This is a genomic window from Herbaspirillum sp. Her3 (assembly GCF_057961275.1).
In genome coordinates this window covers 1,656,622-1,669,804 of the sequence record NZ_CM176328.1, presented here as the reverse complement: position 1 = coordinate 1,669,804, position 13,183 = coordinate 1,656,622, and the positions used below count along the sequence as shown (strand labels likewise).

Sequence of the window (13,183 nt, the reverse complement as noted above, 5' to 3'; positions counted from 1 at the left end):
TGGAGCCGATCATGAAAACCAAACTGCTGACCTTGCTGGACAAGACCCTGGATGCGCTACCGATGACGGGTGCGGCCATCGGCCTGACGCTGCTGGCGTGCATCTTCTCGGGCGTGCTGCGCGACATCCTGCTGCGCGCCGACCTCGACATGCTGGCCGCCGCCGTGGCGATCCTGCCGCTGACGACCGTCTTGCTCGCCTTCGGCTGGGCCATGCGCGACAAGCCACGCAAGCCGCGTCAATCGCGCTGGCAGCGCGAGCAAGAGCTGACTCGCCGCAAGGCCCTGCTGCGAGCGACCTATGACCTCGATGACCGTCGCTGAGCGGACCGCACCCGCTGGTGCGATCCACCGGAAAAAAGGCGCGGCACCGTAAGGTGTCACGCCCTCTCCTCTCCACTCTCCACTCGCCCCACCCCTCTATTGCTCGCGTGAGCCCTTGCGCGGGATGCCCCCCAGGTTTTCTTTCATATTGCTGCGATGGCAAACACTTCTGCCATCGGATGTTCAGGCCGTCGATAGGCTACAATCCCCCATCTTCCGGCCGCCCGGCCAGCCTTCGAACATTGCAATGAAACAATACCAAGACCTCATCCAGGACGTCCTCGAGAACGGCTCCTGGCAAGACAACCGCACCGGCATCCGTACGCTCAGCATTCCCGGCGCGATGATGCGCTTCGACCTGCAGAAGGGTTTCCCGGCGGTGACCACCAAGCGCCTGGCCTTCAAGTCGGTGGTGGGCGAATTGTGCGGCTTCCTGCGCGCCACGCGCAGCGCTGCGGACTTCCGCGCCCTGGGCTGCAAGGTCTGGGACCAGAACGCCAACGAAAATGCCGACTGGCTGGCCAACCCCTTCCGCACCGGCACCGATGACCTGGGTCCGGTGTATGGCGTGCAATGGCGCCAGTGGCCGGCCTACAAGCTGATCGAGGCCACGCGCACCGCACAGATCGACGCTGCCCGTGCCAAGGGCTTTGCCGTCGTCTCCTCGCTGCAAGATAACGGCGTGGAAAAGGTCTTGCTCTACAAGGCCGTGGACCAGCTGCGTGAATGCCTGGACACCATCGTCAAGAATCCCGGCAGCCGCCGCATTCTCTTCCACGGTTGGAACTGCGCGGTGCTCGATGAAATCGCCCTGCCTGCCTGTCACTTGCTGTACCAGTTCCTGCCCAACCAGAGCACCGGCGAAATCTCGCTCTGCCTGTACGTGCGCAGCAACGACATCGGCCTGGGCACGCCCTTCAACCTGGCCGAAGGCGCAGCGCTGCTGCACCTGGTGGCGCGCCTGACCGGCTACAAGCCGCGCTGGTTCAGCTACTTCGTGGGCGATGCGCACATCTACGAAAACCATATCGAGATGGTCAAGGAACAACTGACCCGCGCGCCCTACCCGCTGCCGCAACTGGCCATTGCCGAGCGCGTGCCGGAGTTTGCCAGGACCGGCGAGTACGCGCCGCAATGGCTGGAACTGATCGAGCCGTCCGACTTCTCGCTGGTGAACTACCAGCACCACGCACCGCTGACCGCCCCCATGGCGGTCTGATCCATCTCGGCACGCCGGTGCCCGCTACCGGCCCGTACTCAGGAAGTCCGCATGTCCACTGCGCTGCTGCAACGACTGGGCCTGGCCCATCCCATCATCCAGGCGCCCATGGCGGGCAGCTCCACCGTGGCCATGGCGGCAGCCGCCTCCAATGCCGGCGCGCTGGGCTCGCTGGCGCTGGGAGCTTCCTCGGTGGCGCAGGCGCGCGAAGCGCTGGCGCAATTGCATGCGCTGACGGACAAACCCTTCAACGTCAACTTCTTCTGCCATCAGCCAACAGTGCTCGATGCCGACCGCGATGCGGCCTGGATCAGGCATCTGCAAGGCCATCTGGACGAATTCGGCGGCAGCATCAGCCTGCCCCTGAAGGAGATCTACCAGAGCTTCATCGTCGATACCGGCATGCAGCAACTGATGCTGGAGCAGCCACCGGCGGTGGTGAGCTTCCATTTCGGCCTGCCCGGCGCGACGGTGATCCAGGCACTGAAAAACGCTGGCGTATTCCTGATGGCCACCGCCACCAACCTCGACGAGGCAAGCCAGATCGAGGCCGCAGGATTGGATGCCATCGTGGCGCAAGGCATCGAAGCCGGCGGCCATCGCGGCATCTTCGATGAACATCATGATGAGGAAATCGGCACCTTCGCCCTGGTGCGCCTGCTGTCCACGCATTGCCGGCTGCCCGTGATCGCCGCTGGCGGCATCATGGATGGCGCCGGGATCGCGGCAGCCCTGCAGTTGGGTGCGCAGGCAGTGCAGTTGGGCACGGCCTTCCTGCTCACGCGCGAATCGGGAGCCAGCGCCGCCTATAGAAATTTGCTCAAAAGTTCACGTGCCCGGCACACCCGCGTGACGGCCGCCATCTCGGGCCGCCGTGCGCGGGGCATCGTGAACCGCTTCATGGAAGAAATCGACATATCGCCTGTAACCCGCATTCCTGCGTATCCCGCCGCCTACGACGCCGGCAAGCAATTGCATGCCATGGCCGCCGCCAGGGAGGTACACGAGTTCGGGGCACACTGGGCGGGCCAGGGCGCGGCGCTCATCCGGGATGGCTATACGGTAGCCGAACTGGTGCAGTTGCTGGTGAAGGAGTGGCAGGCGCAGGCCTGAGCCGGCGCCCTCTTCAGGACACGGTGGCCGTGGCCGTGCCGGTATCGCCCGGCACCTGCTTGTCCTGCCAGCCGCCGCCCAGCGCCTTGTAGAGCGACACCGTGGCCTGCAGGCGCTGCAGCTTGATCTGGCCCAGCTGGTTCTGCGCTTCCGACAGGGTGCGCTGGGTATCGAGCACCACCTGCAGATCCTCGGCCCCGGCGCGATAACGGATCTCGGCCAGTTCAAAGGCGAAACGCGCCTGGTCCACTTCGCCGGCCTTCAGGCGATAGCGTTCTTCCAGACTGCGAATGGCGCCCAGCGCCTTTTCCACTTCCGACAGCGCGGTAATGACGCGCTGGCGGTACACCTGTACCAGCTCTTCCTTCTGCGCCTCGGCCAGAGCCTGCTTGTTGCGCAGGGTGCCGCCATCGAAGATCGGTGCGATCAGGCTGGCGCCGAGACTGGCAAACAGGTTGGGCCCATCAAAGAGCGACAGCAAGGCGCTGCTCTGCGCCCCGGTCGCGCCGGTCAGCGAAATGCTGGGGAAGAGTGAAGCCCGCGCCACCGCCACATTGGCATTGGCCGCAGCCAGATTGGCTTCGGCGCGGCGGATGTCGGGACGGCGGGTCAGCAGTTCCGAGGGCAGGCCGGCCGAGATGCGCGGCATCAGGATCCTGGCCAGGCCCTTTTCCTCGACCTTGAAATTCTGCGGAGGACGGCCCAGCAGGATCGCCAGCGCCGTCTGCGCATCCTGCTCCTGCTGCTGCAGGTCGGGAATCAACTGGCGCTGGTTGGCCAGGGCCGAACGCTGGCGCGCCAGGTCCAGCGGCGAAGCGGAACCGGCGCGGCTTTGCGCCTCCACCAGGCGCAGCACGCGCTCGACATTGTTGACGTTCTGGCGCGCGATCTCCAGCCGGTCGCGCAAGGACAGCACCTGCAGATAGGTGGAAACGATGCCGCTGGTGACCGTCAGGGCCACCGTTTCACGGTCATAGCGATTGGCACGCAAGGTGGCTTCAGCCGCATCGACACCCGCGCGGTTCTTGCCCCAGAAATCGATCTCATAGCTGACCTGCAGGCTCAGGTTGGCACTGTTGGTCAGTGAGCCGCCAGAAATGGGCATCTCGCGGCTGGCCCCCGCGTTCAGGGCCACGTTGGGCAGCAGCGGTGCGCCAGCGATACGGGCCTGCGCCTCAGCCTGCTTGACGCGCGAATAGGCGGCGGCGATCTCGTAATTGTTGCGCTGGCCTTCCTGCACCAGCTCGGACAATTCGCTGCTGCCAAACTGCTTCCACCAGTCGGTATCCGGCCACAGCTGCTCGCCGCGTGCGGCATCGGCCGAGACGCCAGCGCCCCATTTGTCGGGCACCTGCATTTCGAGGATGGGGTCGGTCTGCACTGGTTTGGTGACGCAGCCACCGATGGCCAGGACCAGGGCGACGGCCATTGCCACGCGCGTGAGGCGAGGCAAAGGGGAAGAAGTCTTCAACGGTGAACGACGCTGTGTCATGGCCTTGAACATCGAAATACGCAAACAGGAAAACCGGGCAGCCCGGTGCAGCCGCTACTCTACCTCAAGCCAGCTGCGCGCTACTTGCCACCAGCAGCCGGCGCATCGCCAGGGGCGGGCACCGGCGGATTGGCCGGCAGCAGCACCTGCTCGCCTTCCTTCAGGCCCGACAGCACCTGGGCGCGTTCGCCATCGCGGATGCCGATCTTGATCTTGCGGCTCTCCAGCGTGCCATCGGCCAGCACCACCTTGACGGTCTGGGTGCCATCCATGCCGGGCTTGGTCACCAGCGCACGCGGAATGGTCGGCACCTGTTCGGCCCGGGCCAGCACGAAATACACGTCGGCACTCATGCCGCTCATCAGTTCGCGGCTGGGATTGGCCACGTCGAAGAGCACCGTGTAATACGCCTTCTTGCCCTGGCGCCCGGAGTCGTCGGTAGGCAGCAGCATGATCTGGCGCAGCTTGCCGCTCCAGCGCTTGCCGGGATAGCCGGGCGTGGTGAAATACGCGGTCATGCCCTTCTGCAGGCGTGTGACGTCTTCTTCCGACACCGGCACCTGCACCGTCATGCGCGAAAGATCGGCGATGCGCATGAGCACTTCCTGATTGGCGCTGACCATCTGGCCAGGGCGTGCATTGAGGGTGACGATGGTGCCGCCGGCCGGGGCCTCGATGCGGGTCTGCTTCTGCAGGGCGTCGTCTTCGCGGATGGCCGCTTCGGTCTGCTGGATCTGGGCGTTGGTGGCGTCCACGCGGGAGGCGGCGGCCGCCATGTTCATGCGGCTGGATTCGTAGGATTCTTCGCGGGTGGCGTTCTCGGCCTTCAACTGGGTCTGGCGCTGGAACTGCAGCTGGGCAAAGTCGAGCTGGGCATTCTGTCCGGCCAGCTCGGCCTTCAGACGGGCCAGGGTGGCGCGGTTGCTCTCGACGCGACTGCTCTGCACGGCCGGCGCCACGGTAGCCAGCAGGCGCCCGGCCTTGACCGTTTCACCGATCACCACGTCCACGTCGGCAATCTGGCCGGCCACCTTGGAGCCCACATCCACGTAATCCTGCGCCACCACGTTGCCAGTGGCATTGACTACCTGCTCCAGGTCGGCGCGCTCCACTGCGACCGTCTCCAGCTTGACCGGAATCGGCTTGGGCGGCGCCGGTGGCGGCGACTGGCGTGCATACAGCGCATAGCCCCCGCCCAGCAGGAGGACCAGCGCGGCACCGCTCCACCAAGCTTTCTGCCGGGCCGGCGCGTGGGTGGTGGGAACGATGTGCGGAAGTGGATCGTGCGGCTCGGTCATGATGGCTTGCGGCAAACGGAAAGGATGATCCCAGAAAATGATGACGGCCGGATGTCCCCGGCCGTCCCGGTCCCGCTCCGCCCCCTCAGGCGGCCAGTGCCGGTGTTACCTGGCGCTCCAGGGCTGCGCGCCAGTCCGCATGGACCTCGGGCGCGCCACTCCAGACCGCCTGGTGCAGCTGCGACAGCAGGGCCGGTTCTTCGAGGATGGCGTTCTTCTGCTTGTCGTTCAGGGCGTCCGGTCCCTCCTTCAAGGCGGTGCGCACCAGCTTCTCGCGCAGGTGCTGCGTCAGCTGCGGCACCTGCGGATGCGCATGCGCGGTGGCGCACACCAGGGCATTGAAGGACGGATCGACCACGGCCTCGACGAAGCCCGGCAACGGCGGCGTCTCGGCGTGATGGCGTACGGTCTCGCGCAACTCGAACGGTGGTGAGGTTTCTTCGGGGATCTTGAACAGACCCGCACGGCGGAAACCGCGGCCATACGTCACCCGCGAGGACAGCACCGACACCGGCACCGACACGGCCAGCGAACCGGCAATGGGAATGAGCCAATAGATGAAGGATGGATTGAGCCAGTACACCAGCGCGCCCCAGGCCACACCCAGCACCGAATGCCAGCCATGGCGGCGCACCGCCTCGCCCCAACCGGTTTCATTGTCGGCGCGCGGCGGCGACTTCCAGCCGGCATTCCAGCCGAGGAAGGCACCCAGCACGAAGCGCGTATGGAAGAGCATGCGCACCGGTGCCAGCGCCATCGAGAACAGCAGTTCGATCAGCATGCTCACCAGCAGCGCCAACGCGCCACCGAAGCCGCGCGCGCCCTTCACCGCAAACAGCAGCACCGCCAGGATCTTGGGCAGGAACAGGATGGTGGCAGTGGCCGAGACCAGCGCCAGCGCCTTCTCCGGATGCCACTCGGGCCAGATCGGGAACAGTTGGCGCGGCGCCGTGAAGTACTGCGGATCGATCAGCGTATGGGCCGCCAGCAAGACGGTAGAGAGGATCAGGAACAGCCCCCACAGCGGCGCCGAGACATATGCCATCACACCGGTCACGAACACCGCACGATGCACCACGTGCATGCCGCGCGCCAGGAACAGGCGGAAGTTCATCAGGTTGCCCTGGCACCAGCGGCGATCGCGGCTGAGCTCATCGAGCAGGTTGGGCGGCATTTCTTCGTAGCTGCCGTCCAGGTCATAGGCGATCCATACCGACCATCCGGCGCGCCGCATCAGCGACGCTTCCACGAAGTCGTGCGACATGATCGGGCCGGACAGGTTGCCCTTGCCCGGCAGCGGCGCCAGCGCGCAATACTTCATGAAGGGCTGCAGGCGGATGATGGCGTTGTGGCCCCAGAAGTGCGACTCGCCGAGTTGCCAGTAGTGCAGGCCGGCTGTAAACAGCGGTCCGTACACCCGCGTGGAAAATTGCTGGATACGCGCATACAGCGTATCGCGCCCGGCCGCACGGGGCGCGGTCTGGATGATGCCCGCGCCCGGATGGGCTTCCATCAGGCGCGTGAGCTTGGTCAGGCATTCGCCGGTCATGACGCTATCGGCATCCAGCACCACCATGTAGCGGTAGTCGGCGCCCCAGCGGCGGCAGAAGTCGTCCAGGTTGCCGCTCTTGCGCTTGACGCGGCGGCGGCGATGGCGATAGAAGATGCGCCCGAAGCCGCCAGTTTCCCGGCACAGGCGATCCCATGCGGCGGTTTCTGCCGCGCAGATATCGGCTTCGCCGCTGTCGCTCAAGATGAAGAAATCGAAATGCCGGATCTGCCCGGTGCGTTCCAGCGACTCGTAGGTCGCACGCAGGCCGGCGAAGACGCGTGCCACATCTTCGTTGCAGATGGGCATGACGATGGCCGTGCGCGCCTCGGGCGCAATCTCGGTATTGCCGGCCTTCTCATGCGAGATCAGGTACTTGTCATCACCACGCATCAAGACCAGGAAGCCCGTCATGGCCGTCCAGAACCCGGCCGAGACCCACAGGAACAGCAGCCCGAACAGGAACAGCACCAGCATCTCCAGCGGCTTGGTGCCGTGATACGGCAGCACGTCGCTCATGAAATACGTCGCCATCGAGGTCTGCAGCACCATCAGCACCAGCAGCGTAATACGGCGGATGTTGCCGGTGTGCTGCCAGTGGCCCTTGGGATCGGGGGCCTCGGACTGGTCCAGGTGATCTTCGATGTAGCGCGGTTCGTCGTCCACCGGCGGTGCGGCTTCGGCCACCTTGGCGCGGCCCTTGCGGGCGCGCCGCCAGCGGCTGGGACGGCGTTCCAGGCGGCGGTTTTCTTCTTCCACCCAGCGCGAGAAAGGATTCAGTTCACCCCAGGGACGCGGCACCATGGACTTGCGATGCAGAGGCGGACCGACCGGAATGCGCGGCTGGCCGCGCTCTTGACCGATAGGCGGCACGGGCGCCCCGTGCACCGCCCGCGCGGCTTGCGCCGCAGGAACCGGTGCCGGCTGGGCCGCCGGATACATCAGGCGCAGGCGCGCATCGACCGAAGCTTGCGCTGCGGCCGGCACGAGGCTGGCATCGCGGCCGGACGCTTCGGCCAGCACGCGGTGCAGGTCAGCCACCGGATCGCCGGAGCCGATCGCACCCGCCCGCGCGGCCAGGTCCTGGCGTTGCAGAGGCGACAGCGGCAGGCGCGCGAGGTAATCCTCGAGCGCCTGCGAGGCTGCCGAAGTCTGCCTTAGTTGGGGGGTAATATGTAGCTCCACGTTTCAGACAAGGTTGTGCCGCCATTGGCATTGCGCAGGAAACCGCGCAGCTCGACGGGCTTGTTTTCTTCCAGACGGCGCAGCTTGACTTCCACACGCCAGCCGCCGGTCACGTCATTCTTGCGGGTGGTCACGCTGGCCAGCTTGCCATTGGCATCGGCCTCGACCACACCTTCCACCCGCGCATTGGCGGGCAGCTTCTTGAGATTGCCGCCATCGAAATCGATCGCCAGCTGCTGTACCTCGTCCGGCTTGCCGTCCTGCTTGGGACGATAGCCATGGCCGAACAGGGTCTGCGTGACGAAGGCCAGCGGTGGACGCTTCTCGTTGTCCTTCTGCCAGGACAAGCGGTACTCCACATTCAGCGGCTGGCCCGGCTTGGGCAGCGTATTGGGAATCCAGTAGGCGACGATGTTGTCGTTGGTCTCATCGGGCGTGGGAATCTGCACCAGCTCCACGCGCCCCGAACCCCACTTGCCCTTGGGCTCGACCCAGGCACTCGGACGGGACTGGTAGTTGTAGTCCAGGTCTTCGTAGTGCGAGAAATTGCGGTCGCGCTGCATCAGGCCAAAGCCCTGCGGATTGTCGAAGGAGAACGAAGTCACCAGCAGGCGCTTGGGGTTCACCAGCGGACGCCACAGCCATTCGCCGGTACCCGACTGCATCGACAGGCCGTCCGAATCATGCACTTCCGGACGGAAATCGTCGGCCGGACCGGGCTGGTTCTCGCCGAAGAGGAACATGCTGGTCAGCGGCGCAATGCCCAGCTTGGTAACGTTGCTGCGCAGGTAGAGCTGGGCCTTGACGTCCATGACGGTATCGACGCCCGGCTTCAACACGAAGCGATAGGCACCGGTGGCGCGCGGCGAATCCAGCAGCGCGTAGATCACCAGTTCCTTGGCCTCGCCTGAAGGACGCTCCAGCCAGAACTCGGTAAAGCGCGGGAATTCCTCGCCCGAATAGAGCGCGGTATCGATGGCCAGGCCGCGTGCCGACAAGCCGTAGCTCTGACCTTTACCCATGGCGCGGAAGTAGCTGGCACCATGGAAGGTCAGCACGTCATCCTTGACCTTGGGCGAATTGAGCGGGAAGCGGATGCGGAAACCCGCAAAGCCGATATTGCGCAAGGTGCGCGGATCGACGCTGCGGTTGGCGCTGTAATCGAACAGGGCCGGGCTGAAATGGATTTCGCGCACGGCGTCGCCGACCACTTCATTGACCTTGACCGGCTCGGTATAGCTGGCGCCGAGGTGGATGAAGGACAGCTCGAAGGGCAGCTTCTGCGCACGCCAGTACGACTTGTCATCGCGGAAGTAGATCTGGCTGGCCTGCTCGTAGCTCAGGTCCTTGAGCGACTTGGGCAGGTCATCGGCGGGCTTCTTGTACGATTTGCCGGCCAGCGCCTTGGCGCGGGCGGCCACCGTGTTGAAATCGAAGGCCAGCGCAGCCTGCGGCAAGGCCAGCGCCAACAGACCCGCCAGGGCCGCCGGAGCGGCCAGACGGCGCCACCAGGTCAATCGAGCGGCGCTGCGGACGAAATCAGGTCCGTCGCCAGGCCGGGAGGTGGTGTGAAGCAGCATTATTGTTTTGTCTGACATGCAATTTTCTGGTTGATTGCCCCGGCAGGCACTGAGCTCAGCGCCGCACCGAAAAGCAGGCGCTAGTTTACCCAAATGTGGCGGGGATTGTTCGCTAGTTCATATCGACTTGGCATGCTTGCAGAAGGAATGGCCCTTTGGGGCAATGTTTCATGAAAGAAACTTCATTCGACCGCAAACCCGGCATTGGGGCGCGCAAGCGGCCAGCCGGTTCACGTATAAGGGCAGATGGCGGAGTATAAAGTTCCGTGCCGCAGCATGGCTGCTGTAACATTATGTTTTTGCCCACCTTGCACTCGGCCCCGTGCCGGCCTGCTTTATTCCCGTCCGCACACATTCCCGCATGACCACTGCTTCCGGCTCGCTCACCATCGTCGTCGCCACCGACCTCAACAACGGCATCGGCATCCGCAACACCCTGCCCTGGCATCTGCCGGAAGACCTGGCGCACTTCAAGCGCACCACCTCGGGGCATGCCATCCTGATGGGGCGCAAGACCTTCGAATCGATAGGCCGGCCGCTGCCCAACCGGCGCAACATCGTCATCACCCGCAATGCCGACTGGCAGCACGCGGGGGTGGAGACGGCCGCCTCGCTGCAGGAAGCCGCCGCACTGGCGCAGGGCGCGCCGGCCTTCATCATCGGCGGCGCCCAGATCTATGCCGAGGCGCTGCCGCTGGTGGACCGCCTCATCATTACCCGCATCGACCGTGCCTTCGATTGCGACGCCTTCTTCCCGGCCCTGGACGAGGCGCTGTGGCAGGAGACGGCCCGCGAGAACCACCGGTCCGAAACTTCCGGATTGGACTACGCTTTTGTGACATACGAAAGACGTTGAACGGGACGCGGCGGCAGGGTGTTGTTTTTTCCCTTTTTTGCTTACACTGCGCACCTCTTTAGCGCAGTTGCCGCACACGCGGCGCGCATATCTGCGACAATCCCGCTTTCATTTTTCCGGCGCGCAAGCACTGCCAGCCCAGGCGCTTTTCTTTTGACCCCCTGCGCGCGTGTGCCGACCCGGCTTCCCGCGCGCAAAGCCTGGAGAAATCCATGAAATTCCGATTCCCCATCGTCATCATCGACGAAGACTTCCGCTCCGAAAACACCTCGGGCCTGGGCATCCGCGCCCTGGCCGACGCCATCGAAGCCGAAGGCATGGAAGTGCTGGGCGTGACCAGCTATGGCGACCTGGCCCAGTTCGCCCAGCAGCAGTCGCGCGCCTCGGCCTTCATCCTGTCCATCGACGATGAAGAAATGGGCGCCGGTTCGGACGAAGAAACCGACTTCGCCCTGAAGGCCCTGCGTGCGTTCGTGAGCGAAATCCGTCACAAGAACGCCGACATCCCCATCTACCTCTACGGCGAAACCCGCACCTCGCGCCACATTCCCAACGATGTGCTGCGCGAACTGCACGGCTTCATTCACATGTTCGAAGACACGCCGGAGTTCGTGGCCCGCCACATCATCCGCGAAGCCAAGTCCTACCTGGATGGCCTGGCGCCGCCGTTCTTCCGCGCCCTGGTCGATTACGCCCAGGACGGCTCCTACTCCTGGCACTGCCCCGGCCACTCCGGCGGCGTGGCCTTCCTGAAGTCACCCGTGGGCCAGATGTTCCACCAGTTCTTCGGCGAACGCATGCTGCGCGCCGACGTCTGCAATGCCGTGGAAGAACTGGGCCAGCTGCTGGACCATACCGGCCCGGTGGCCAACTCGGAACGCAATGCGGCGCGCATCTTCAATGCCGACCACTGCTACTTCGTCACCAACGGTACCTCGACCTCCAACAAGATGGTCTGGCACTCCACCGTGGCGCCGGGCGACATCGTGGTGGTGGACCGCAACTGCCACAAGTCCATCCTGCACTCCATCATCATGACCGGCGCGATTCCCGTGTTCCTGATGCCGACCCGCAACCACCTCGGCATCATCGGCCCGATCCCGCTGGAAGAGTTCACCCTGGAAAGCATCCAGAAAAAGATCGAAGCCAACCCCTTCGCCCGCGAAGCAAAGAACAAGAAGCCGCGCATCCTGACCATCACGCAATCGACCTACGATGGCGTGGTCTACAACGTCGAAACGCTCAAGGACATGCTCGACGGCGAGATCGAGACCCTGCACTTCGACGAAGCCTGGTTGCCGCACGCCACCTTCCACGACTTCTACAAGGACATGCACGCCATCGGCAAGGACCGTCCGCGCGCCAAGAAGTCGCTGATCTTCTCGACGCAATCGACCCACAAGCTGCTGGCCGGCCTGTCGCAAGCCTCGCAGATCCTGGTGCGCGAATCGGAAACCGTGAAGCTCGATGAAGACGCCTTCAACGAAGCCTTCCTGATGCACACCTCGACCTCGCCGCAATACTCCATCATCGCCTCCTGCGACGTCGCAGCGGCCATGATGGAAGCCCCGGGCGGCACCGCCCTGGTGGAAGAAAGCATCCTGGAGGCGCTGGACTTCCGCCGCGCCATGAAGAAGATCGACCAGGAATTCGGCGATGAATGGTGGTTCCAGGTCTGGGGCCCGAACACCTTCGCCGCCGACGGCATCGGCGAACGCGAGGATTGGGTCATCAAGGCCGAGGACGACTGGCACGGTTTCGGCAATCTGGCACCGGGCTTCAACATGCTGGACCCGATCAAGGCCACCATCGTCACCCCCGGCCTGGCCCTGAACGGCCAGTTCGGCCAGACCGGCATCCCGGCCTCCATCGTGACCAAGTACCTGGCCGAGCACGGCGTGATCGTGGAGAAGTGCGGACTGTATTCCTTCTTCATCATGTTTACCATCGGCATCACCAAGGGCCGCTGGAACACCCTGGTGACGGCGCTGCAGCAGTTCAAGGACGACTACGACAAGAACCAGCCGATCTGGCGCATCCTGCCCGAGTTCGCCCAGCGCAACCATCGCTACGAGCGCCTCGGCCTGCGCGACCTGTGCCAGCAGATCCACGAGACCTATCGCGCCTACGACGTGGCCCGCCTGACCACCGAGATGTATCTCTCGGACATGCAGCCGGCCATGAAGCCCTCGGACGCGTTTGCCAAGATGGCCCACCGCGAAATCGATCGCGTCCCGCTGGACGAACTGGAAGGCCGCGTGACCTCGATCCTGCTCACCCCGTATCCGCCGGGCATTCCCCTGCTGATCCCGGGCGAGATCTTCAACAAGACCATCGTCGATTACCTGAAGTTTGCGCGTGATTTCAACGAGAAATTCCCCGGCTTCGAAACCGACGTGCACGGACTGGTCAAGCGTGAAGTCAACGGCCGCCGCGATTACTTCGTGGATTGCGTCAAGCAGTAAGACTCAGCGCTACAAATCAAAAAGCCGATGCCTGCGAGGGCATCGGCTTTTTTTGTCTTCGGCCCAGCATCTCTACTCCCGTTCAGACTGAGTAGCGGCCCTG

Annotated in this window: 9 protein-coding genes; 5 read left to right on the top strand and 4 right to left on the bottom strand. The window is 64.3% G+C overall.

The genetic code is table 11. The annotated features are described in order from the left end of the window. Positions 1-11 precede the first annotated feature (11 nt). From ACVC5H_RS07610 to ACVC5H_RS07600, 3 genes are all read left to right on the top strand, one after another. Entirely contained in the window at positions 12-323 is a 312-nt protein-coding gene (locus tag ACVC5H_RS07610) for a hypothetical protein (protein WP_489621735.1), read from the top strand. Between the two features lie 247 nt (positions 324-570). Beyond that, entirely contained in the window at positions 571-1,542 is a 972-nt protein-coding gene (locus ACVC5H_RS07605; protein WP_489621734.1) for a thymidylate synthase, read from the top strand. A 51-nt stretch (positions 1,543-1,593) separates the two neighbouring features. Continuing rightward, complete coding sequence (locus ACVC5H_RS07600) at positions 1,594-2,655, top strand: NAD(P)H-dependent flavin oxidoreductase (RefSeq protein ID WP_489621733.1); 1,062 nt, start codon at positions 1,594-1,596, stop codon at positions 2,653-2,655. Between the two features lie 13 nt (positions 2,656-2,668). Here ACVC5H_RS07600 and ACVC5H_RS07595 read toward each other — a convergent pair whose 3' ends face one another. The 4 genes from ACVC5H_RS07595 to ACVC5H_RS07580 form a co-directional block, all read right to left on the bottom strand. Then, positions 2,669-4,084, bottom strand: a complete 1,416-nt coding sequence (locus ACVC5H_RS07595) for an efflux transporter outer membrane subunit (protein WP_489621732.1) — start codon at positions 4,082-4,084, stop codon at positions 2,669-2,671. 143 nt (positions 4,085-4,227) lie between these two features. Continuing rightward, complete coding sequence (locus ACVC5H_RS07590) at positions 4,228-5,445, bottom strand: efflux RND transporter periplasmic adaptor subunit (RefSeq protein WP_489621731.1); 1,218 nt, start codon at positions 5,443-5,445, stop codon at positions 4,228-4,230. An 85-nt stretch (positions 5,446-5,530) separates the two neighbouring features. Beyond that, positions 5,531-8,179, bottom strand: coding sequence for a glucans biosynthesis glucosyltransferase MdoH (gene mdoH / locus ACVC5H_RS07585; protein ID WP_489621730.1), 2,649 nt, complete (start codon positions 8,177-8,179; stop codon positions 5,531-5,533). Next, positions 8,152-9,777 (bottom strand): glucan biosynthesis protein G, encoded by a 1,626-nt coding sequence (locus ACVC5H_RS07580; RefSeq protein ID WP_489621729.1) that lies wholly within the window; start codon positions 9,775-9,777, stop codon positions 8,152-8,154. The genes mdoH and ACVC5H_RS07580 overlap by 28 nt, the downstream gene beginning before the upstream one ends. A 343-nt stretch (positions 9,778-10,120) precedes the next feature. Here ACVC5H_RS07580 and ACVC5H_RS07575 point away from each other — a divergent pair, with 343 nt between their 5' ends. Together ACVC5H_RS07575 and ACVC5H_RS07570 are read left to right on the top strand one after the other, a co-directional pair. Then, positions 10,121-10,615: a dihydrofolate reductase gene (locus ACVC5H_RS07575; protein WP_489621728.1), complete on the top strand. Its 495-nt coding sequence runs from the start codon at positions 10,121-10,123 to the stop codon at positions 10,613-10,615. Between the two features lie 212 nt (positions 10,616-10,827). Then, positions 10,828-13,080: an Orn/Lys/Arg family decarboxylase gene (locus tag ACVC5H_RS07570; protein ID WP_489621727.1), complete on the top strand. Its 2,253-nt coding sequence runs from the start codon at positions 10,828-10,830 to the stop codon at positions 13,078-13,080. Positions 13,081-13,183 lie beyond the last annotated feature (103 nt).